General features: G+C 72.0%; 16 protein-coding genes. 7 read left to right on the top strand and 9 right to left on the bottom strand.

Annotation, left to right across the window (positions count from 1 at the left end; all coding sequences use genetic code 11):
• The first annotated feature begins 804 nt into the window (after positions 1 to 804).
• Together MOTC310_RS20980 and MOTC310_RS20975 are read left to right on the top strand one after the other, a co-directional pair.
• Positions 805 to 1,566: a nucleotide-binding protein gene (locus MOTC310_RS20980; protein ID WP_331303164.1), complete on the top strand. Its 762-nt coding sequence runs from the start codon at positions 805 to 807 to the stop codon at positions 1,564 to 1,566.
• Entirely contained in the window at positions 1,563 to 2,006 is a 444-nt protein-coding gene (locus tag MOTC310_RS20975; RefSeq protein WP_331303163.1) for a hypothetical protein, read from the top strand. Before MOTC310_RS20980 ends, MOTC310_RS20975 begins: the two co-directional genes overlap by 4 nt.
• Before the next feature lie 58 nt (positions 2,007 to 2,064).
• Here MOTC310_RS20975 and pbpC read toward each other — a convergent pair whose 3' ends face one another.
• From pbpC to MOTC310_RS20955, 4 genes are all read right to left on the bottom strand, one after another.
• Complete coding sequence (gene pbpC / locus MOTC310_RS20970; RefSeq protein ID WP_331303162.1) at positions 2,065 to 4,095, bottom strand: penicillin-binding protein 1C; 2,031 nt, start codon at positions 4,093 to 4,095, stop codon at positions 2,065 to 2,067.
• A 225-nt stretch (positions 4,096 to 4,320) separates the two neighbouring features.
• The gene (locus tag MOTC310_RS20965) at positions 4,321 to 4,536 is read right to left on the bottom strand and encodes a hypothetical protein (protein ID WP_331303161.1); all 216 of its coding nucleotides are present in this window, start codon (positions 4,534 to 4,536) and stop codon (positions 4,321 to 4,323) included.
• Positions 4,537 to 4,690: 154 nt separating this feature from the next.
• Positions 4,691 to 8,104 carry an acyl-[ACP]--phospholipid O-acyltransferase gene (locus MOTC310_RS20960; RefSeq protein ID WP_331290975.1) on the bottom strand — a complete coding sequence of 1,138 codons (3,414 nt, stop codon included), beginning with the start codon at positions 8,102 to 8,104 and terminating at the stop codon, positions 4,691 to 4,693.
• A 154-nt stretch (positions 8,105 to 8,258) separates the two neighbouring features.
• Entirely contained in the window at positions 8,259 to 8,528 is a 270-nt protein-coding gene (locus tag MOTC310_RS20955; RefSeq protein WP_331303160.1) for a hypothetical protein, read from the bottom strand.
• Positions 8,529 to 8,706: 178 nt separating this feature from the next.
• Here MOTC310_RS20955 and MOTC310_RS20950 point away from each other — a divergent pair, with 178 nt between their 5' ends.
• Both MOTC310_RS20950 and MOTC310_RS20945 read left to right on the top strand, forming a co-directional pair.
• The gene (locus MOTC310_RS20950; protein WP_331303159.1) at positions 8,707 to 9,717 is read left to right on the top strand and encodes an SDR family oxidoreductase; all 1,011 of its coding nucleotides are present in this window, start codon (positions 8,707 to 8,709) and stop codon (positions 9,715 to 9,717) included.
• Between the two features lie 189 nt (positions 9,718 to 9,906).
• A complete protein-coding gene (locus MOTC310_RS20945) occupies positions 9,907 to 10,782 on the top strand; it encodes an MBL fold metallo-hydrolase (RefSeq protein WP_331303158.1) in 876 nt (291 codons plus the stop codon).
• Here MOTC310_RS20945 and MOTC310_RS20940 read toward each other — a convergent pair.
• Genes MOTC310_RS20940 through nthA form a run of 3 tightly spaced genes read right to left on the bottom strand, consistent with a single transcriptional unit; the run spans position 10,770 to position 12,405 of the window.
• Positions 10,770 to 11,093: a nitrile hydratase accessory protein gene (locus tag MOTC310_RS20940; RefSeq protein WP_056525624.1), complete on the bottom strand. Its 324-nt coding sequence runs from the start codon at positions 11,091 to 11,093 to the stop codon at positions 10,770 to 10,772. The genes MOTC310_RS20945 and MOTC310_RS20940 overlap by 13 nt on opposite strands.
• Positions 11,090 to 11,749 carry a nitrile hydratase subunit beta gene (gene nthB, locus MOTC310_RS20935; protein ID WP_331303157.1) on the bottom strand — a complete coding sequence of 220 codons (660 nt, stop codon included), beginning with the start codon at positions 11,747 to 11,749 and terminating at the stop codon, positions 11,090 to 11,092. The genes MOTC310_RS20940 and nthB overlap by 4 nt, the downstream gene beginning before the upstream one ends.
• Positions 11,746 to 12,405: a nitrile hydratase subunit alpha gene (gene nthA / locus MOTC310_RS20930; protein ID WP_331303156.1), complete on the bottom strand. Its 660-nt coding sequence runs from the start codon at positions 12,403 to 12,405 to the stop codon at positions 11,746 to 11,748. Before nthA ends, nthB begins: the two co-directional genes overlap by 4 nt.
• A 203-nt stretch (positions 12,406 to 12,608) precedes the next feature.
• Between nthA and MOTC310_RS20925 the strand changes: the two genes are divergently transcribed.
• Entirely contained in the window at positions 12,609 to 13,319 is a 711-nt protein-coding gene (locus MOTC310_RS20925; protein ID WP_331290968.1) for a sigma-70 family RNA polymerase sigma factor, read from the top strand.
• A gap of 520 nt (positions 13,320 to 13,839) precedes the next feature.
• Here the strand turns inward: MOTC310_RS20925 and MOTC310_RS20920 are convergent.
• Both MOTC310_RS20920 and MOTC310_RS20915 read right to left on the bottom strand, forming a co-directional pair.
• Positions 13,840 to 15,231: an amidase gene (locus tag MOTC310_RS20920; protein WP_331303155.1), complete on the bottom strand. Its 1,392-nt coding sequence runs from the start codon at positions 15,229 to 15,231 to the stop codon at positions 13,840 to 13,842.
• Positions 15,232 to 15,236: 5 nt separating this feature from the next.
• Positions 15,237 to 16,838 (bottom strand): ABC transporter substrate-binding protein, encoded by a 1,602-nt coding sequence (locus tag MOTC310_RS20915; RefSeq protein WP_331303154.1) that lies wholly within the window; start codon positions 16,836 to 16,838, stop codon positions 15,237 to 15,239.
• A gap of 209 nt (positions 16,839 to 17,047) precedes the next feature.
• Here MOTC310_RS20915 and MOTC310_RS20910 point away from each other — a divergent pair, with 209 nt between their 5' ends.
• Together MOTC310_RS20910 and MOTC310_RS20905 are read left to right on the top strand one after the other, a co-directional pair.
• Positions 17,048 to 18,592, top strand: coding sequence for an acetolactate synthase large subunit (locus MOTC310_RS20910; protein ID WP_331303381.1), 1,545 nt, complete (start codon positions 17,048 to 17,050; stop codon positions 18,590 to 18,592).
• The gene (locus tag MOTC310_RS20905) at positions 18,589 to 20,946 is read left to right on the top strand and encodes a penicillin acylase family protein (protein ID WP_331303153.1); all 2,358 of its coding nucleotides are present in this window, start codon (positions 18,589 to 18,591) and stop codon (positions 20,944 to 20,946) included. The genes MOTC310_RS20910 and MOTC310_RS20905 overlap by 4 nt, the downstream gene beginning before the upstream one ends.
• Positions 20,947 to 20,960: the final 14 nt, after the last annotated feature.

Raw genomic sequence — 20,960 nt, 5'->3', positions numbered from 1 at the left:
CCGCGGAGGCCCGCACGCGGCCGTTATGCGCGGAAGGCTGCGGGCCGCCCCGGATCCGAATCGCCGCGACTCTCGGGCCGCCGGGCGGATCAAGCCGCCTGGCAACGGCGCTGAGCGCGGGTCAGATGTTCAGCTGGCCGAATCGCCCGAATTGCCTGTTATTATTGTTTATATCCATATTATATCGCATTCGTGCGCCGTTACTGCCTTACAAGTGAAGTATAATTGGGAATATATGTTTGTTAATGATCTCGGTCTAGAGAGATTATTGGGACTTAAACCAGTCGAATGAGGCTTGCGTCCGGCTTGGCGCCGCGCAAGATCTTATCGGCACTCGGCCGCAGCGAGGAAAGCTTCTGGGCCAAACCGCCGGCGAAGCAGATCCAGCAACGGAGTGCAGATCGTGGCGACGGACGTCATTGCGAGATCCCATCGTCGGCCGTCCCCGTCCGGACCCCGATCGGATGGCGGCCGCATGGGTACGAAGCTGGCGGCAGCGGATCGGCGAGCGCGCGACGGCGGCCGCGTTGCTGCCGGCCCGCGCAAGAGCGGGGCCCTCTCGTGAGGAGGCCCGGGAGCCCTGAGCGCGACCGCTCCGTCGGGTCGCGCGTCCCGCCCTCACGGATCGCGCGTCCAGATCCGACCCCGTGAGCCCTCGAAATCCCGCAGGCCGGTGCCGCACGACGCGCGCGTGCGCGGCACCGGCCTGCAGGCATCAGCAAGGAGACACCGCATGACCACACGACGCAGATCAAGGTTCCGGCCTGGTACAGCCCGGACGAGCTTCAGGACATCCAGCGCGACGTGCTGGGCGCCGCCGCGAAGATTCTCGTTCTCTGCCTCGGCGGCAAGGGGGGTGTCGGCAAGACGACCATCGCCCTCCAGGTGGCCGATCTCTGCGCGGAGGTCGGTCCGGTGCTGGCGATCGACACCGACCCGGCCAACCGGCACTTCCACACGGCGCTCATGCAGGAGACCACCCCCGGCAGCGACAACTTCGTCCCGCGCCGTCCCGGCATCACCGCCGTCCGGCAGCGCCTGCGCGCCGAGGACAGCACGGGCCGCGTCGACCCGACTCTGTGCCAGGACCTGATCGAGCGGGTGACCGAGGCGGCCGAGCGCTTCGTCGTGGTCGATTTCCCGGCCGGCGACACCGAGACGACTCGCCGCTGCACCGAGATCATCGTGGAGAGCTGCCGCGAGGCGAATATCCGCCTCGCCGTGGTCGTGGCGGCCGGCGCGGTCGATCCCACCGCCCTGGAGGTTCTGAGAGAACTTCGGCCGATGCTGATCGAGTGCGATCGCGCGATCCTGGCGAAGAACACCGCCCAGGCCACCAACTTCGACTACCTCGAATCGTCCGATCTCGTGCGATCCCTGCGGAAGCAGTCGAATTTTCGCGTCCTCGAGATCGAGCGCATCGGCGAGCGGCTGATCGAGGCCCTGCGGGTCCGGAACATGACCTGGCAGGTCCTGGCGAGCAGCGCGCCGATGCGCCTGCGAGTCGAGGGCCGCCGCCTGCGGCGCAACTTCCACACGGCGTGGCGGGATGCGCTCCGGCCGTGACCAATCTCGAGCGGTTCTACCGGTCGGTCCACGGCCGCGATCTCCAGCCCTGGGAGCGTCAGCTCGCCGTGCGGATCGCGGCCGCCCTGAACACCACGACGGACGACGACTTCGTCGTCCACCTGCTGCTGGTGTACATGTCCACCAACGCCATCACCAACATGTACAACGAGCTGGTGGCGGCGCGGAACAGTCTCGCCGAACACAATCGGGATCTCATCCAGGCGCTCACGGCCGATCTGCGCCGCAACAGGCTGATCGCCTACGTGCTGCTCGGTGTGGCAGCCCTCGGCGTGCTCGTGAGCGCCGGCATCCTCGGCACCGTCCTCAACCTCTCTCAAGGCTCCGCGACCAGCGCGACGCGCCTCGCCGCGGCGCTGGAGGCCTGCGAGTCGCGCGGCCCGGCCGGCGCCCAGCGCGGGCTCGGCATCGGTCGCTGATTCACAGGAACGCGCCACCGTATCCCGCGCATCGCGCCGGCAAGCGCGGCGACGGCACTCACTCGAGCCGGACGGACACGCTGTCGCTGGCGCCGGTCGCGTCCAGGACCGAGATCCGGGCGAAGCCGGCGCCGCCCGGGGCCCACTCGGCCCGGCGCCGCGGCGACTGGACGACCGGCTGACCGTCGACCAGCCAGGTGAGCGGCGGCACGCCGCCCAGGGCCTTGAGGGCGAGGCCCGGGCTGCCCTCCGCGGCGCCGTGCCCGTCCGCCGCGAGGCCGAGATCGATCCGCGCCCCGTCCGGCGGGTAGGCGATCCGCAGGGCCGGGCCCGCGGCCTCGGCCGCCTCGCGGCGCAGGTGCCGCAGCGGCGGCGGCAGGCTCCCCGTCCCGACGACCAGCGCGTCCCGCGGCTGGGGGACCGGCTCGGGCTCGATCCCGAGGCGCGCGAAGGCGTCGAACAGGATCGGCGCCGCGACCGTGCGGCCCACGAGTCCCGGCACCGCGGCGCCGTCCGGCCGCCCGGCCCAGACGACGATCGTCGCGTGACGGTCGAAGCCGGCCGCCCAGGCGTCGCGGTACCCGTAGGAGGTGCCGGTCTTGTAGGCGATGCGATTCGGCAGGGCGTTGTCCGGCGGCGGCGTCCCGCGCAGGATGTCGGCGACGTACCAGGCCGCCACGGGCTCCGCGACGCGGTGCCGGGATTCGGCCACGACCCCGTCGGCGCGACGCAGCAGTTCCGGAACGGCACCGCCGCGGGCCAGTCCGGCGTAGAGACGGGCGAGATCGGTAACCGTGATGCCGAGGCCGCCGAGCGCGACCGGCAGCCCCGGGGCCGCCTCCCGCGGGAGCTGGATCCCGGCCCCGGCGGCGCGCAGCCGTGCGATGAACCGCGCGGGGCCCACCGCATCCATCAGTTCGACCGCCGGCACGTTGAGCGAGAGCTGCAGGGCCCGTCGGGCCGTGACCGTGCCCTGGAAGGTCAGGTCGAAATTCTCAGGCGCGTAGCTCGCCGAGAAGCGCGCCGGACGATCCTCCAGCAGGGTCTCGGGATGCGCCAGACCGTCCGCGAAGGCCATCGCGTAGACGAAGGGCTTCAGCGCGGAGCCGGGGGAGCGCACCGCCAGGGTCATGTCGATGGCGCCGCGCCGGGACGGGTCCAGGTAGCCGGCGCTGCCGACCTGGGCGAGGACCCGCCCGTCGCGGTTGTCGAGGACGAGGATCGCGGCCGAGAGGTCCGGACCGGCGGCGGCGGCGCGCTCGGCCGCCAGAGCTTCCAGCCGCTCCTGCAGGCGCCCGTCGATCGCGAGGCGGATCGTGGAGGCCCCGGGATCGGCCGCCACCGCCTCCTCGGCGGCGTGCGCCGCGAGCATCGGGAACGGCTTGCGCGCGGTCGGCACCGGTTCGGCCCGGGCGGCTTCGGCCTCTGCCGGAGTGAGGATGCCCCGCGCGACGGCCACCGCGAGGACCCGGTCGCGGGCGGCGCGGGCGCGCTCGGGGAACCGGTCCGGGCGGCGCGTCTCGGGCGATTGCGGCAGGGCGACGAGCAGGGCCGCCTGCGCGGCGGTCAGCCGGACGGGCTCGCGCCCGAAATACGCGACGCTCGCCGCCCGCACGCCCTCGAGCGGGCCGCCGTAGGGGGCCAGCGCCAGGTAGAGATCGAGCAGCCCGGACTTCCCGAGGCGCCGCTCCAGCGCGACCGCCCGCACCATCTGGCGGAGCTTGGCCTCGACCGAACGCGCGCGCCGCGGCTCGACGAGGCGCGCCACCTGCATCGACAGGGTGGAGGCGCCGGACACGATGCGGCCGCGGGTCAGCCACTGGAGGGCGGCGCGCAGCACGGCGGCCGGGTCGATGCCGGGATGGTCGGCGAAGCGGCGATCCTCGTAGGCGAGCAGCATCGCCCGGTAGCGCGGATCGACCGCCTCCGCGGTGACCGGCAGGCGCCAGCGCCCGTCCGCGGTCGCGAAGGGCCGCAGCAATGTGCCGGACCGGTCCAGCACCACCGTGGAGCGCGATTCGGCACCGGCGAGGTCGAGGGGGGGCAGCGCGGCGGCGTAGCGCCAGAGCGCACCGGCAGCGACTCCCATGAGGCCCAGCAGGAAACCCAGCCCGAGCGCCGCGGCTCCGAGCGCCCGTCGCAGGCCCCCGGACCGCCCCCGCGAAGTCGCGGGTCCGCGCGTATCCGACCCGTCGTGCGGCACGCGTCCTCCCGGTCTCGGCTCCGACGGCGCAGGATTCCGTGTTCCCGCGCCGCCGGCAAGCCCCCGGAAGCAATCGGTGTCTCGGGTCGGCGGCTCGGCCGCGGCCGGCCTCTAGGCCGTGCCGACGTCCCTCAGATCCTCGAAGGCGGCGCGCTCCGGACGGTTCACCCGGATCGGGAAGGGCACGACGTTGGAGGGCGTCGGGACGGCGGAGGTCTCAGGGGTCTGCGCCGCGGCGCGCGCCTTTCCGGGCTTCGCCCAGCGCTCGATCCGCTTGAAGTAGGTCCGCCTCGCCAGCCAAGCCGGAACTCGCCCGCTCTTCTGCATGATCTGTCCCTCGCCGTTGCGCCCGAGTCCCCCTCCAGACCCGCGCCCGGAACGCGTCAAGCGTTTCGAATCACGGCTGTATTCGCGATACGATCGCATCCCGGGAAGTCCCGCATCCCCCGTTTGGGTGACGCGGGGCGCGGGGTCATGACCGTCAGGCCGCCGCGTTCTCCTTCGCCCGGTCCAGCGCGAGCTTGGTGACGGCCACTTGGTCGACCTTGCCGGTGCCGAGCATCGGGATCGCGTCCAGCGCCACCACCTCGGCGGGGATCGCGACGTCGGAGGCGCCGCGGCCCTTGGCGAAGCCCTGGTAGGCGGCCCGGGTCGCGCCCTTCTCCTGCGTGAACAGGATCAGCCGCTCGCCCTTGCGCGGGTCCGGCACCGCCGCCACCGCGCTCGGGCGGTCGGGCCAGAGTTCGGCGGCCAGCGCCTCGATGCCGGCGAGCGACACCATCTCGCCCGCGATCTTCGCGAAGCGCTTGGCCCGGCCCTTGATGGTGACGAAGCCCATCGCGTCGATCGCCACGATGTCACCGGTGTCGTGCCAGCCTCCCGGCGGCGGCTCCAGAACCCCGGGCTTCTCGGCGCGCAGATAGCCTAGCATGATGTTCGGCCCGCGCAGGGACAGGCGGCCGCCCTCGTCGATCCCCGGAACCGGATCGAGACGGGTGTCGATGCCCGGCAGGATCCGCCCGACGGTGCCGAACCGGTTGAACATCGGCGTGTTGAGGGCGACGACCGGCCCGCACTCGGTGACGCCGTAGCCCTCGAGGATGCGCAGCCCGAACTTCTCCGCCCATGTCTTCCGGGTGGTCTCCTTCACAGCCTCGGCGCCGGCCACGACGTAGCGCAGCGAGCGCAGGTCGTAGGAATGGGCCGACCGGGCGTAGCCCGTCAGGAACGTGTCGGTCCCGAACAGGACGGTGCTGTTCGATCCGTAGATCAGCTCCGGCACGATCCGGTAGTGCAGCGGCGACGGGTAGAGGTAGACCGGCACCCCCGAGACCAGGGGCAGGACCAGCCCGGCCGTCAGGCCGAAGGCGTGGAACACCGGCAGCACGTTGAACACCTTGTCCATCGGTCCGAAGTCGATCCGGGCCGCCACCTGCGCCACGTTGGCGAGCATGCAGCGGTTGGCGAGCACCACACCCTTGGGGGTGCCCTCGCTACCGGACGTGAACAGCACCGCGCCTGGATCCTCCCCGGAGCGTGCCACCAGAGGGCGGCGCGGTGCGAGGAAACCCTGGATCTTGTCCCCTGTCGTGATCCCGGCCCGCACGTCCTCCAGGTAGATCAGCTCGACCGAGCCGCGGATCGCCTCCACGAGCGGCCCCAGCCGCCCCTTCTCGATGAAGGCCCGCGAGGTCAGGATCTTGCTGACCTCCGCCGCCCGGCAGGCCGAGAGCACGTTGGCGGGGCCCGCGGAAAAATTGATCATCGCCGGCACCCGGCCGGCGGAGGCGAGGGCGAACAGCGTCACCGCGGCGCCGTTGGCGTTCGGCAGCATGACGCCGATCCGACCGCCCACCGGCGCCAGCGGCATGAGCTTGCGGCCGAGGATGTTGGCGCCCATCACGAGCCGGCTGTAGCTGAGGCGGCCGCCGACCGGATCTTCCAGGGCGTTGCGGCCCCAGCCGTGGCGCTCGCCCGCCTCGATCAGCGCCGCCATCAGGCCGCGGTCGATGTCGGCGGTGCGGAACACGAGGTCCGACATGATCCCGTAGAGAGCCGCGCCCGCCGCCTGCCGCCGCGCCTTGCCCTTGAGCGCGGGATCCACCGTGAGGCGCACCGGCGGCATCACCGTCACGGTCACCTTGGGCCACCAGCGCCGGCGCACCTGCCCGCGCGACAGCCGCGAGAAGGCGGTGCGCTCCAGGCCGTCGAGCTTCACCGGCACGACCATCGCGCCGGACTTGTCGGCGATCAGCCCGGCGCCGTCATAGACCTTCATCAGGCTGCCGGTGACCGTGAGCCGGCCCTCGGGGAAGATGATCAGGGTCTCGCCGCCCTTGACCGCGTTGATCAGCGTCCGGGTGGCGAGCGGCCGGGTCGGGTCGAGAGGCATCGCCTTGGTGACGCGCAGGAACGGCCGGACCCACCAGCGCTGGGCGATCCCGCTGTCGATGGCGAAGACCGGCTCCTGATCGAGGAGCGACAGGGCGAGCGGCGCGTCGAGGAACGAGACGTGGTTGAGCGCCACGATGGCGTTCGGCCCGGCCGCCGCGAGATTGTCGAAGCCGCGGACCTCGAGCCGGTAGAAGGCCCGGAACAGGATCGACAGGGCGTCGCGGAACGGGCTGGTCGGCAGGGTCGCGAATACGACCGCACCCACGATCAGGTTCAGCACCGCGACCACGGCGAGGAGGCTCGCGATCGTGAGGCCCGCGCCCTGCAGCGCCGCGAGCGCCAGGGTGCCGGCGACCATGAAGGCCGCCGTCATGACGTTGACCGCACCGATGATCCGCGCGCGCATCGCCTTCTCGGCCCAGGCCTGCACGGCCGCGAAGGACGGGACGATGTAGAGGCCGCCGGAGATCGCCAGTCCGAGGAAGTCGATCCCGGTGCGCAGCCCGTGGCCGGTCTGCAGGAAGCCGAGGGGGCCGATCGGCTCGGCCGGCGGTGCCGGCAGGTGGCCGACCGTCCAGGCGAGGTCGAGGCCGAACAGGCCCATCAGCACCGCGCCGACCGGGGTCGGCAGCAGCACGATCCGGCCGCTGGCGAGCCACGAGGCGAGGCCGGACCCGACCGCGATGCCGATCGAGAACAGCGCCAGAAGCAGCGTGATCACCGTCTCGGTGCCGTTGAAGGCGCCCCGCACCAGCACCGGCAGCAGCGACAGCACCACCACGCCGACCAGCCAGAACCAGCTCACGGTGAGAGAGCCCCGCCACAGCCGCGTGTCGGCCCAGAGGTCGCGCAGCAGCGCGTAGGTCGAGCGGGCGACGTTCGGGTCGACGCGCAGGTCCGGGGCACCCTCCCCGGTCGCCGGGATCATCCGGGCCGAGAGCCAGCACAGGATCGCGAAGCCCATCACCAGGACGCCGAACAGGAGGCCCGAGCCGCCCATCGCCGAGGCCGCGCCGGCCGCGATCGTGCCCAGCAGGATCGCCAGGAAGGTCGCGGCCTCCACGAGGGCGTTGCCGGCGGGCAGCTCCTCGCGCCGGAGATGGTCCGGCAGGATCCCGTACTTGATCGGGCCGAACAGCGCCGCGATCGTCCCGAACAGGCCCAGCGCCACGAACAGCACCGGGATCGAGTGCAGGAGGAAGCCGAGCACGGCGGTGCCGGCCGCGAAGATCTCGGCGAACTTGAGCCGCCGCGCCATGAGCGCCTTGTCGTAGCGGTCGGCCCACTGGCCGCCGAGACCCGACAGGATGAAGAACGGCCCGATGAACACCGCGCTCGCCAGAGTCACCAGCACGCCGGCATGGGCATCTGCCTGACCGCCGATCCCGAACAGGATCAGGAAGGCGAGCGCGTTCTTGAGGAAATTGTCGTTGAACGCCGAGAAGAACTGGCACCAGAACAGCGGCGCGAAGCGCCGCGCAGTCATCAGGGTACGGAACATGGCGATCTCTCGGTTCCGAACCTGACTGGCCCACGAGAGACGGTCAGGTCAAATCGGACCGAGGCGAACGCACAGGGATCACGGGCCTCGCGGCGTCGAGCCGTGCGGACCGGCACCGCTTGCCGCCGCGCCGCTCGGCCGTCGATCGACGCCGTCAGGCCTTGTGGCCGTGGCGGCCTCGCCGCGCGACGGCGGCCCCGGCGTGCCGGGCGATGAACGTGTGCAGGGCGGCGCCGAGATCGTAGGACCAGTAGACGTGGGCCGCGACCGCCGAAATCACGAGGAGCACGGCCCCGACCGCGCAGGCCGGCACGAGCAGCAGGCCGGTCAGGACCATCCCGACGGCGGTCCGCTCGGCCAGGGACGCCTGCGGCCAGGGATCGATCGGCAGCGAGAGTAGCGAGAAGTGTCGTCCAGTGCGCATGGCTTCGACCCTCGGTGGTTCGGCATGACGCGGTACAGCCAGTCAACAGCGGGCACCGTCGGACGTTGCGTCCCGGACCGCGGAATCGGCATCCCCGTGACGTTGCGGCCCGGTCCGGCGGCGCAACCGAGCGCGCCGCTCCGTGTTGCCGGTTCGGTCTCTCGAGAATGAGGTGGGCATGGCACGGGTTGCGGTCGTTACCGGGGGCACGGCCGGAATCGGGCTCGCCACCGCGCATGGATTCGCCGCGCGCGGCTGGTCGGTGGCGGTGATCGCGCGGGATCCCGGCCGTCTCGCCGCCGCCGAGCGGGCGCTCGCCGCCTACGGCCAGCCGGTGCTGGCGATCAGTGCCGACGTCGCCGAGTCGCAGGCCGTCGACGCGGCGGCCGAGCGGGTGGAGCGCGAACTCGGCCCGATCCGCGCGTGGGTGAACAACGCCATGTCGACCGTGGTGAATCCGGCCGACCGGATCACCCCGGACGAGTACCGGCGGGTGACCGAGACCACCTATCTCAGCCAGGTCTACGGGACGCTCGCCGCCCTGCGCTTCATGAAGCGGCGCAACCGCGGCGCGATCATCCAGGTCTCGTCCGGTCTCGCGATCCGGGCGGCGCCGCTGCAGGCGCCCTACTGCGCGGCGAAGTTCGCGGTCTCGGGCTTCACCGACGCCCTGCGCTGCGAGCTGCTGCACGACCGGGTCGATGTCAGCCTCAGCGTGGTCTACCTGCCGGCGGTCAACACGCCTCAGTTCAACTGGGCGCGCAATCGCACCGGGCATCGCCAGTACGCGCCGGATCCGGTCTTCGACCCGCGGCTCTGCGCCGAGGCGATCCTGTACGCGGTCGAGCACCCGCGCCGCGAGGTCTGGGTCGGGCGGTCGTCGGTGATGATGGCGGCCGCCCAGGCGCTGGCGCCGGCGCTTGCCGACCGCAAGGCCGCCTCCATGTGGGCGGCGCAGCTTTCCGACGAGACCATCCCCGAGATGGACGGCAACCTCTACGAATCCGTGCCCGGCCCGGTCGGGATCGACGGGCGCTTCATCGGCCGGACCAAGGCGAGCCGCGGAGAGTTCGTCACGAGCCGAACCCGCGACGTCGTGGTCGGCGGGCTCGTCGGGCTGGCCCTCGTCGGCCTCGCCGGCACCGTCCACGCCGCCCGGTCGGCGCGCCGTCTGCCCGGGCGGACCTGACGGCTGTTGAGCCCGCGCCAATTGATAGGCTTGCCACCGTCGTTGCGAGCGGAGCGAAGCAATCCACGGTGGCGCTCCGCTCGGAGAACGCCCGCTGCCCTGGGTCGCTTCGCGACGCTCGCGAGGACGGAGACGGCGAGTTCAACTGGGGCCGTATCACTCGCGCCGCCCCCATAAAGGTCTACGACGATGCCCGGCTATCTGCCCTTCGCGGGCGCCCTGAAGCTGCCCGCCTATACCTGCGACAATTGCGGTTTCTGGCAGCGGCATTTCGAGGCGCCGGCCGCCTGCCCGATGTGCCTCGACGCCCGGCACGTCGTGCCGCAGGACGGCTGGCGCTTCCGCACCGCCCGCGAGGCGCAGGACGCCTTTCCCTGCCACTGGCAGGAGCTGGAGCCCGGCGTCTGGCGCTTCTGGAACGAGCCGGTCTCCGGCATCGGGCCGTCCGCCTACCTGATTCAGACCGAGCAGGGGAATATGGGCTTCGAGGGCTGCCCGGTCTTCAGCGAGGCCGCCCTCGACCAGATCGAGCGGCTCGGCGGGATGACCGTCCTCTCGGCCTCGCACCCGCATTCCTACGGGGCGCTGCCGCAGCTCCAGGACCGGTTCGACCCGGAACTGTGCCTGCCGGCGGCCGACTTCACCTGGAGCGCCGCGCTCCAGGTGAGCTGGCCCTACGACGATTTCCTCGAGCCGCTGCCCGGCCTCGAGCTGCACCGCACCGCCGGCCATTTCGACGGCCACGCGGTGCTATACGACCGGGCGCGGAAGATCTGCTTCTGCGGCGACGCGCTGAAATTCGAGCTCGACCCCGCGGATTTCCGCCGGGCCACCACGATCTCGGCCCACAAGGCCTTCGTGCGCGGGGTGCCGCTCACACCGAGCGAGCTGCGCCGCTACCGCGACGTGTTCGAGCGCCTCGACTTTATCCAGACCTGGACGCCCTTCGAGCCCGCGCGCAATTGCGGGCGGCCCGAGGTCCTGGCGCTGCTCGACCAGCTGATGAGCGGCCGGTCGCACGCGGCGCCGGTGCCGCTCGACAGCCTGCGGGTTCAGGGCCGGTAGAGCGGGTCGTTCTCCAGGCGGATCGGCTGGCCGTGCGGCGTCGCCTCGGCGGCCCGCAGGAAGGCCTCGGTCCGCGCCGCCACGCTCTCGGGGCCCGCCACGCCGCGCTCGGCCAAGAGTGCTTCGAGCGTCGCGAGCCACGCGCCGTAATCGGCCGCCTGCTCGGGGGCCTCGGTGGGGCGGATCTGGCGGCCGAGGCGGTCCGCCCATTCCGACCACGTGAACAGCCCGGATTCGCGCAGGGAGACCACCAGGGCGAAGACCTGCGCCTCCCAGGGCGCCGCGAAGGGGCTGGGCGACGGCGCGGTCACGCGGGGTCCAGATACGGTTCGAAGGCCGCCACCGTGACGATGCCGCCCGGGTCGCCGCTCTCACCCCACAGTTCCTGCGCCGTGAAGGCGACCGTGTAGAGCCAGGTCGGGTGCTCGCCCGACCCGTAGGCGTTGGTGTCGGGGAAGACGAAGATCCCGTCGACGCGCACGATCCGGCCGCGCTTGCCGCGCACGTAGCGCGGCAGCCGCGTGTGGCCGGTCGGGTGGAAATTGCGCGCCTGGACGGCGTCGTTCACCGCGAAGCGCGCCGGGGCATCGGTGGCGCGGCTGCTCGGGAAGCCGGCCCTGAAGCGCTGTTCCAGACCCTCGCGGGCCAGGACCCGCGCGACGGGCTTGGCCGGCTCCGCGGATCGGCCGCTCGCCATCTCGGCCGGTGTCGCCAGCCCGGTCGCGGCGACCTGCTTCTCCAGCGCCTTCAGCCAGATCTCGTAGTAGCTCGACGCGAGGTATTCCGCGGGCGGTAGGGATTCGCGGTTGGCCCGGCTGCCGTCGAGGTTCCAGGCGCCCGTGTAGCCCATGGCCATCGCCATGGCGAAGACGCGGCGCTCCCAATCGGCGTGGAAGACCGGCTCGTCCGGCTCCGGCACCACCGGCCCGAAGCCGTGCGCGCCGCCGAGATCCTGGGCTCCGTTCATACCGGCATCTCCGCGGGCGAGACCGGGATCGCCTTGGGCAGGCCCGTGCCGATCATGGAATCGCGCGTGACGAGGGCGGCCAGTGCCTCCTCGGAGAGGCCGTCCGTCTCCGTCGGCCGCATCGGCAGGACCATGTAGCGGGTCTCGGCCGTCGAGTCCCAGACCGTGATGCGGGTGGTTTCCGGCAGCGTCACCCCGAACTCGGCGAGCACGCCGCGCGGGTCGATCACCGCCCGGGCCCGGTAGGGCGGCGCCTTGTACCAGACCGGGGGCAGGCCCAGCACCGGCCAGGGGTAGCAGGAGCACAGGGTGCAGACGACGAGGTTGTGGGTCTCCGGCGTGTTCTCGACCACCACCATGTGTTCGCCGCCGCGACCGCCGATCCCCAGTTCGGCGATGGCCGGCGTGGCGTCGGCGAGGAGCCGCGCCCGGAAGGCGGGATCGGTCCAGGCCCGCGCCACGACGCGGGCGCCCGCGTGCGGACCGACCTTGGTCTCGTAGAGTTCGACAAGGGCATCGAGGGCCGCCGGGTCGACGTAGCCCTTCTCGGTGAGCAGGGATTCCAGGGCGCGGACCCGGGCCTCGACCGGCGACAAGTCGCTGCCGTGGTGATGATCGTGGTGATCATGCTCGTGCTGCGCGTGATCGTGACTCATCCCGCTCTCCTGACTGCCCGCACTCTGCATCGCCCGGGGCGGCCTTGCCAGCCCGGGGCGCGCGGATCCGGGCGGCGTTGTTACCCCGGACGCTCTGCCTAAATTTCCTGTCACATTCGGGAGCGTTTGGCATCGGTTCAGAATTTCACCGCTACCGACGTTAGAGCTATTCCAGTATGCCAGCCTCGGAGGCGGAAACGTTCATGACGGAGGACGCTGCGGACCGGTCAGATGCGGATGCACATGCCGGCGCCCGGGACGAAATCGGTTACGCCGCAGCCATCGGCCAGCACCTCGCCCTGCCGATCCGGGAGTATTTCCAGGTCGTCGAGCAGGAGCCCCTGCCGGCGCAGCTCGCGGCGCTGGTGTCCCGCTTCGAGGCGGCGGTCACCGCGCACGGCGATACGGTCCCCTTCGACTTCCGCGGTGACATCATCAAGGCCCTTCCGGCCCTGCGCACCTTCGCCCTGTCGCTCGTGGGCGACGTGAGCCGGGCCGACGACTTGGTGCAGGAGACCTTCGTGAAGGCCTGGGCCAACCAGGAGCGTTTCCGGCCTGGCACCAACTTCACCGCGTGGCTTTTCACGATCCTGCGCAACCAGTTCTACACCGACCTGCGCAAGACGCGGCGCGAGGTGGAGGATGTGGACGGGACGCATGCCGGTCAGATGACCAGCCCGTCCGACCAGGAGGATGCCAGCACCCTTAAGGTCGTGTGGGAGCGTCTGGGCGACCTGCCCTCGGCGCAGCGTCAGGCGCTGCTGCTGGTGGGCGCGGAGGGCCACACCTACGAGGAGGCGGCGGTCATGCTCGGCTGTCAGGTCGGCACCGTGAAGAGCCGGGTGAGCCGGGCCCGGTCGTCGCTCCTCGACACCCTCGGAGTCGTCGTCTCGGGGCAGGCACCGGCCGTCTGAACGGGCGGCCCGGCGCGGGTTCCGGACCGGCCTGGAAGGGGAATTTTGGACCGTCGGCGCGAGCGGTCTTCTCCGTTGAGGGGGCGTAAGCTGCGGCCGTACAGGATCGTGCGGATCTCCGCGGCTCGGGCGCGCGCATGGGACGTTCGTCTCGGCAAGACAGCTGCGCGATGCCCCGGGAGCCGGCGCAACCGGCGGGCGTCGCCCTCGGTCTCTGCTCGCTCGACTCGCCTGCTCTTACGCGTTCTTGCTTGCTCTTGGGCCAGCTGGCGGTGCGGTCCCGTCACCGAGGATCCCGCCCCGATGAGCGCGTTCCCCGGTGTCGCCGCGTGTCGCGCTCTCGCGTCGTTTGGGTTCAGGGCGCTGATCCGAGTCGAGAAAGCGGTCTCGCTTCATGTCGTCTGGATCTGGGGTCTGTTCGATCCCTGATCCGCGGTGCGGCCGGCGCGTCGTCTGTCGACCGCGCCGACCGGTCAGGCGATGATCGATCCGGCGGGGCGCCCCCGAACGCCCCTGGCACTCACACCGGCGGTCGGCGCAGGTGCCAATCGGTCGCGCGCTGGTAGGCCTGTCCGATCCGCAGGGCCGTCGTCTCCTCGTAAGCGCGGCAGACGATCTGCAGCGAGAGCGGCAGCCCGGACGCGGTGAAGCCGTTCGGCAGCGCCAGGGCGCAGAGGTCGAGCAGGTTGCCGAACCGTGTGAAGCGCGACGGCAGGTGCGCCTCGTCGACGGCGTCGAGCGCGACGGCCGCGCTCTCCGTGGTCGGCGTTAGGAGGGCGTCGATGCCCGCGAGGGCAACGTCGTACTGCTGCTTCATCGCGGCCCGGCGGTGGAGCGTGCCGAGATACTCCTGGGCCGAGACGCTCGCGCCGGCCAGGATCCGCGCCCGGACGGCGTCGCCGAGCTGTGCGGACGGATCCTCCGCCAGGGCCCCGTTGACGAAGTAGGCCTCCGCGTTGGTGATCTGGCTCATGGCCACGCAGTCGCTGAACCGGAACGGCAGGGCGACGTCGACGATCTCGGCGCCCTGACCGGCCAGGAGATCGAGGGCCGCGTCGTAGGCGGCCAGCATGTCGGGGGCGACCCCGTCCCGCTCCGAGGCCGGCATCCGGCCGAGGCGCAGCCCGCGGACGCCGTGGTTCAGCGCCGGCCAGGGCGCGTCCGGCTGGACCCCGCGCGTCGTCGGATCGCGGGGATCGGGGCCGGAGATCGCCTCGTAGAGCAGCGCGGTGTCCTCGACGGTGCGGGCCAGCGGCCCGGGCGTGTCGAGGGTCGTGGAGAGCGGCACGATCCCCCAGGTCGAGACCCGCCCGACCGTCACCTTGAGCCCCGTCAGCCCGCAGAAGGAGGCCGGCAGGCGCACCGATCCGCCGGTATCGGTGCCGATGCCCCAGGGCGCCATCCGGGCCGCCACCGACACGCCGGTGCCGCTGCTCGACCCGCCGGGGGTGCGCGGCGTCTCCGGATCCCAGGGATTCCACGGCGTGCCGAGATGCTGGTTCGTGCCCCAGCCGCCGTAGGCGAACTCGACCGTGTGGGTCTTGCCGAGCACGATCATGCCCTGGCCGATGAGGCGCCGGGCGATCGTCGCGGTGCGCTCGGCCCGGCGCGCCCGGTGGGCGGCCGAGCCGCCCATGGTGATCCGGCCCTCCAGGTCGATCAGGTCCTTGAGCACGACCGGGACGCCGTGGAGCGGCCCCACGGCGTGGCCGGACCGGATCGCCCGGTCGGCCCCCTCGGCGGCGAGGCGTGCGTCGGCGGCGAAGACCTCCGTGAAGGCCTGGAGCTTCGGCTCCAGCCGCTCGATTCGCCCGAGCAGGGCGTCGACGGCGTCGACCGGCGAGAGGGTCCGGGCTTGCATCGCCCGGGCCAGCTCGGCCGCGGAGGCGTGTACAGGATCGATGTCGGACATGGGTTCTACTGCACGCTGACGAGGGTGAGGTCGACGAACCAGGATTGCGGCGAGACGAAACCCTGGACCTTCTTGGACATCCCGCGGGGATTGAGGTCGTGAACGACGAACAGCCAGGGCGGATTGTCCACGAGGCGCTCGTGGGCGACCTTCGTCTGGGCGTCGATCACCTTGGCGTCGGTGGTCTCGGCCAGAGCCTTGAGAGCCGCGTCGAACTGGTCGTCCTTCCAAGTGGGAAAGTTGAAGCCGTTCGGCGGGAACCGGTCGCCCGCGAAGTAGCGCGCCATCACGGCCGGGTCCGACGAGGGCGACGACACGTTCAGCGCCATCGCCCCCTGGAGGGTCGGCGCGTCGGGGAGCGCGCGGCCGGCATTGAGGAGGACCTGCCACTCGACCACGTTGAAGGTCAGGTCGACGTTGCAGGCCTGCTTCAGGTTCTCCTGCAGGTACTCGTTCATCGGCATCGGCAGCATCTGGCCCGAGCCGGAGGAGGAGATCATCACCTTGAGGCTCAGCGGCTTCTTGTCGGTGTAGCCGGCCTCGGCCAGCAGCGCCTTCCCCTTGGCTGCGTCGAAGGTGTAGCGGTTCTTCGGGCTGCCGAAATTCGGATCCTTGTCGTTCAGCCACCCGGTCGCCGGCTCGGCGGTGCCGTTGAGGAGTTCGACGATGCCGGCGCGGTCGATGCAGTAGTTCAGGCCCTGCCGGACGCGGACATCCTTCAGCGGGCTGTCCTTGGCGCCCATGTTGAAGAAGTAGGGCCAGACATGCGGGTACGAGCCCGTGGTGATGGTGAAGCCCGCCTGCTTCAGCGACGGGATCGCGTCGGGCGCCGGCACCTCGATCCAGTCGACCTGGCCGGCCCGCAGGGCGGCGACCCGGGCATTCGCCTCCGGGATCGGCAGCAGCCGGATCCTGTCGACCTTCGCCATCCGGTTCGGATCCCAGTAGCCGTCGAACTTGGCGAGATCGACCGCCTCCCGCGGGGCGACGCGGGTGATCTTGAACGGGCCCGTGCCGGCCGCGGGCAGCGCCGCGACCTTGCTCCAGTCGCGCCCGGCCTTCTCGAAGGAGGCGGGGGAAGTGAAGAGCAGGTAGACCACCATGTAGGGGAAGTACGAGGCGACCTGCGTGGTGGTGATCTGCACGGTCGAATCGTCGATCTTCCTGTAGCCCCCGACCAGCGGCGCCCGTGCCCGGGAGATGCCCGCGCCCTGCGGCTCGAATTGCGGGCTGTCGTTCTTGAAGTAGCGGTCGAGGTTCCAGATCACCGCGTCGGCGTTGAACGGCGTCCCGTCGTGGAATTTCACGCCCTGCCGCAGGTGGAAGGTCCAGACCGCCTTGTCGTTCGGGTCCTGCTCCCAGCGCTCGGCCAGAGCGGGGATGACGCCGGCGAGCTTGGCGGTGCTCTTGAGATCCCACTGCACCAGCCCCTCGAAGATCGGGTAGCCGAGGAAGCGCATCCCCTCGAAGCCGTTGTTGGGCATGCCCGTCGTCGTGGGGATGTCGCTCGCCGTCATGGCGATGCGCAGGACGCTCTCGGCGCTGGCCGATCCCGTCAGGGCCACGGAACTCGCCAGGGCGGCGGCAATCAGGCGGCGAAATGTCATCCGGATCCCAATCGTCGAAGTTGCGGCGCGCCAAGCGCAATTCCCGCGCCACGCTCAGGCTTACGCCCTGCATCCGGCGAACAGAAGATGCCGGTCGTCGCCCCTTGCGCGTGGCGCCGGCTGCGCCACGATAATAAAAAATGCGATTCGCCAGCCGGGATGGCCGGCCCGTGAAGGAGACGCCCGTGACCGACGAGACGCCGCGCCCCATGAACGGGGCCGAGAGCTTGGTCCGGACTCTCGTGGAGGGCGGGGTCGAGGTCTGCTTCACCAATCCCGGCACCTCCGAGATGCACTTCGTCGCCGCCCTCGACCGCGTCGAGGGCATGCGCTGCGTCCTGTTCCTGTTCGAGGGGGGGGCGACCGGCGCCGCCGACGGCTACGCCCGCATGGCCGACAAGCCGGCCTCGACCCTGCTCCATCTAGGGCCCGGCCTCGCCAACGGGCTGGCCAATCTCCACAACGCCAAGAAGGCGCGCACCCCCGTCGTCAACATCGTCGGCGAGCACGCGACCTACCACCGGGAGTACAACGCGCCGCTCACCTCGGACATCGAGGGGCTGGCCCACCCGATGTCCTCCTGGGTGCGGACGGGCATGAGCGCGACCGAGATCGGTTCCGACGGCGCCGCCGCCATCGCGGCCGCCCGGACCGCCCCGGGACAGGTTGCGACCCTGATCCTGCCGGCCAACACCGCCTGGGATCCGGGCGCCGGACCCGCGCCGGTGCCGCCGATCCCCGAGCGCGCCCGAGCGAGTGACGACGCGGTGGCGGCGGCCGTGACGGCGCTGCAGAGCGGCGAGCCGGTGCTCCTGCATCTCGGTGACCGGGCCGTGCGCGGCGAGGGCCGAGTCCTCGCCGACCGGATCGCCCGCAAGACCGGCGCCCGGCTGATGGCGATGACGTCCAACGCCCGGATCGACCGCGGCGCCGGCACCGTGCCGATCGAGCGCCTCCCCTACCCGATCGACCAGGGCATCGCGGCGCTGAAGGACTTCCGCCACATCATCCTGGTCGGCGCGACCCCGCCGGTGGGCTTCTTCGCCTATCCGGGCAAGCCGAGCCTGCTGGCGCCGGAAGGCAGCGCCACGATCACGCTGGCCACGCCCGAGGAGGACCAGATCGACGCCCTCGTGCGGCTCGCCGAGGCCGTCGCGGCCCCGCCCGCCGAGCCGGTCGCCGTCGGGCCGCGCCCGAAGCTCCCGACCTCCGGTCCCCTCGACCAGGACACGATCGGGCAGGTACTCGGCGCGCTGATCCCCGAGGGCGCGGTGATCTGCGACGAGTCGATCACCACGGGCCGCAACTTCTTCGCCCTGACCCGGGACGCCGCGCCCCACACCTGGCTCCAGCTCAGCGGCGGCTCGATCGGGCTGGGCATCCCGATGGCGACCGGCGCGGCCGTGGCCTGCCCCGATCGCAAGGTTATCAACCTGCAGGCCGACGGCAGCGGGCTCTACACGGTGCAGGCGCTCTGGACCCAGGCCCGCGAGCACCTCGACGTGGTGACGCTCGTCTGGTCGAACCGCTCCTACGCGATCCTGCGGGCGGAACTCACCAATGTCGGCGCGCTCAATCCCGGCCCGAAGGCGCTTGGCATGCTGAGCCTCGACGATCCGGCCATCGACTGGGTGAGCCTCGCTCGCGGCTTCGGCGTCGCCGGGCGGCGGGTCGAGACCCTGCCCGACTTCGTCGAGGCGTTCCAGCACGCGCTGGCCAGCAAGGGGCCGCACCTCATCGAAGTGGCTCTGTGAGCGGGACGTCCTACGCCCTCCCCGGCCTCGACGGGCCGGCGGAGATCCGCGTCGACCGCTGGGGGCTGGCGCATATCCGTGCCGGCACCGCGCTCGACGCCTTCCGGGCGCAGGGGTTCAACGCGGCCCGGGACCGGCTCTGGCAGCTCGACCTGTGGCGCAAGCGCGGCCTCGGCCTGCTGGCGGCGGATTTCGGACCCGGCTACCTCGCCCAGGACCGGGCCGCCCGGCTGTTCCTCTACCGCGGCGACATGGCGGCCGAGTGGGCGGCCTACGGGCCGCAGGACACGCGGGCGATCGTCACCGCCTTCGTGGCGGGGATCAACGCCTACGTCGCCCTCACCGAGGCGCGGCCCGACCTGCGCCCGCCGGAATTCGCCGTGACGGACACGCGCCCGGCCCTGTGGCAGCCGGAGGACGTGGTGCGCATCCGCAGCCACGCGCTGATCCGCAACGTCCTGTCCGAGGTCGCCCGCGCGCGGGTCCTCGCCCGCGGTCGGAGCCCGGCGGACGGGCTCGCCGTGGACGACCTGCGCAAGCGGATCAGCCCGCCCCACGAGCCTTTCGTCCCGGACGGGCTCGACGCCGCCGACTGGCCGGACGACCTCCTCGACACCTTCCGGCTGGCGACGGCGACGGTGGGGTTCAGCCCGGAGCGGATGGCGGCGTCCCGCGCGGAGGCCTGGGACTGGTCGAAGGTCGACGCGCACGGGACCGTCACGCGCGGCCCCCGCAGCGCGCCGAAGGAGCCGGCCGAGGGCTCGAACAACTGGGCGGTGGCGCCGTCCCGCACCGCCACCGGGCGGGCGATCCTGGCGAGCGACCCGCACCGGGTCTACCTGCAGCCCTCGCTACGCTACGCCGTCCACCTCACTGCGCCGGGGCTCGACGTGATCGGGGCGGGCGAGCCGGCCCTGCCCGGCATCTCCATCGGCCACAACGGCCGGGCCGCCTTCAGCCTCACCATCGCGCCGATCGATCAGGAGGACCTGTTCGTCTGCGCGACCGACCCGGCCGATCCCGACCGCTACCGCTCCGGCGACGGCTGGGCCCCGATCGCGCGCGTCGCGGAGCGGATCCCGGTGCGCGGCGGGCCGGACGAGACCGTCATCCTCGGCTTCACCCGGCACGGGCCGGTGCTCCGCGAGGACGGGGGCCGCGCCTTCGCGCTGCGGACCGTGTGGTCGGAGCCCGGCGCTGCTGCCTATCTCGGCAGCCTCGCCTATCTCGGTGCCACGACGCTCGAGGCCTTCGGCGAGGCCCTACACCACTGGTCGGCGCCCTCGGTGAACCAGCTCTACGCCGACACGGCCGGACACATCGCGTGGTTCATGGCCGGCAAGGCGCCGGTGCGGCCCGGCCATGACGGCCTGCTGCCGGTGCCGGGCGACGGCCGCTACGACTGGGCCGGCTTCCACGATCCCGCCGCCCTGCCCCGGAGCGTCGACCCGGAAGCGGGCTGGCTCGCCACCGCCAACGAGATGAACCTGCCGCCGGACTATCCCGCGGAGGACCGGAGGGTCGGGTTCGAGTGGGCCGAGCCCTGGCGCGCCCGCCGCATCCGGGCGGTCCTCGGCGGGCAGGACCGGCACAGCCTCGCGGATTCGCGGGCGCTCCAGGGCGACGTCGTCTCCGAGCCGGCCCGGCGGCTGGCCGACCTGGTGCGGGCCCTGCCCGCGGCCGGCGATCCCGACGCCGCCGCGGCCCAGGCCCTGCTGGCCGCGTTCGACGGCGCGCTGCACCACGGTTCCGCCGCGGCTGCCCTCATCGAGGTGGTCTGGGTCCGGCACCTCCGCCCGGCCCTGGTCGCGGCGCTCGTGCCCGATGCCGGGACGCGCCGCCACCTCCCGCCCGGCGACACGCAGAGCCTGATCGAGCGGCTGGAGACCGGTCTCGACCCGGCGACCCGCGCGTCCCTGCTCACCGACGCCCTCGGCGCCGGCCTTCGCACCTGCCGGGAGCGGATGGGCACCGATGCGGCGGGCTGGTCCTGGGGCCGCCTGCACCGCGCGCTGTTCGCGCACCCGCTGACGGCCCTGGCGCCCGGATCCGGCTGGGACGTCGGCCCGCTGCCCGTGGGCGGCGCCGCGGCATCGGTCATGCACGCGGAGTACCGGACCGACACGTTCCGGCTCACCCACGGCGCCTCGTTCCGCATGGTCGTGGACGTGGGGGACTGGGACCGCTCGGTCTTCATCAACGTGCCGGGCCAGTCGGGAGACCCGGCAAGCCCGCACTACGCCGACCTGGCCCCGGTCTGGGGGCGCCAGGACTACGTGCCGATGCTCTACGGCCGCGCGGCCGTGGACGCGGCGACCGAGACGGTCATCACGCTGACCCCGAGCCCCGCCTGACCCGGCGGCCGGGA

Source organism: Methylobacterium oryzae, assembly GCF_036441375.1.
GTDB classification, from domain to species: domain Bacteria; phylum Pseudomonadota; class Alphaproteobacteria; order Rhizobiales; family Beijerinckiaceae; genus Methylobacterium; species Methylobacterium oryzae_A.
The sequence above is the reverse complement of the archived record's forward strand: the minus strand, read 5'-3'. Positions and strand labels throughout refer to the sequence as shown.

Coding starts and splice junctions, on each gene's coding strand:
- MOTC310_RS20910 (WP_331303381.1), top strand. CDS start 17,048: ATGAACGGGGCCGAGAGCTTGGTCCGGACTCTCGTGGAGGGCGGGGTC.
- MOTC310_RS20960 (WP_331290975.1), bottom strand. CDS start 8,104: ATGTTCCGTACCCTGATGACTGCGCGGCGCTTCGCGCCGCTGTTCTGG.
- MOTC310_RS20915 (WP_331303154.1), bottom strand. CDS start 16,838: ATGACATTTCGCCGCCTGATTGCCGCCGCCCTGGCGAGTTCCGTGGCC.
- MOTC310_RS20955 (WP_331303160.1), bottom strand. CDS start 8,528: ATGCGCACTGGACGACACTTCTCGCTACTCTCGCTGCCGATCGATCCC.
- nthA (WP_331303156.1), bottom strand. CDS start 12,405: ATGAGTCACGATCACGCGCAGCACGAGCATGATCACCACGATCATCAC.
- pbpC (WP_331303162.1), bottom strand. CDS start 4,095: ATGGGAGTCGCTGCCGGTGCGCTCTGGCGCTACGCCGCCGCGCTGCCC.
- MOTC310_RS20965 (WP_331303161.1), bottom strand. CDS start 4,536: ATGCAGAAGAGCGGGCGAGTTCCGGCTTGGCTGGCGAGGCGGACCTAC.
- MOTC310_RS20925 (WP_331290968.1), top strand. CDS start 12,609: ATGACGGAGGACGCTGCGGACCGGTCAGATGCGGATGCACATGCCGGC.
- MOTC310_RS20920 (WP_331303155.1), bottom strand. CDS start 15,231: ATGTCCGACATCGATCCTGTACACGCCTCCGCGGCCGAGCTGGCCCGG.
- MOTC310_RS20950 (WP_331303159.1), top strand. CDS start 8,707: ATGGCACGGGTTGCGGTCGTTACCGGGGGCACGGCCGGAATCGGGCTC.
- nthB (WP_331303157.1), bottom strand. CDS start 11,749: ATGAACGGAGCCCAGGATCTCGGCGGCGCGCACGGCTTCGGGCCGGTG.
- MOTC310_RS20945 (WP_331303158.1), top strand. CDS start 9,907: ATGCCCGGCTATCTGCCCTTCGCGGGCGCCCTGAAGCTGCCCGCCTAT.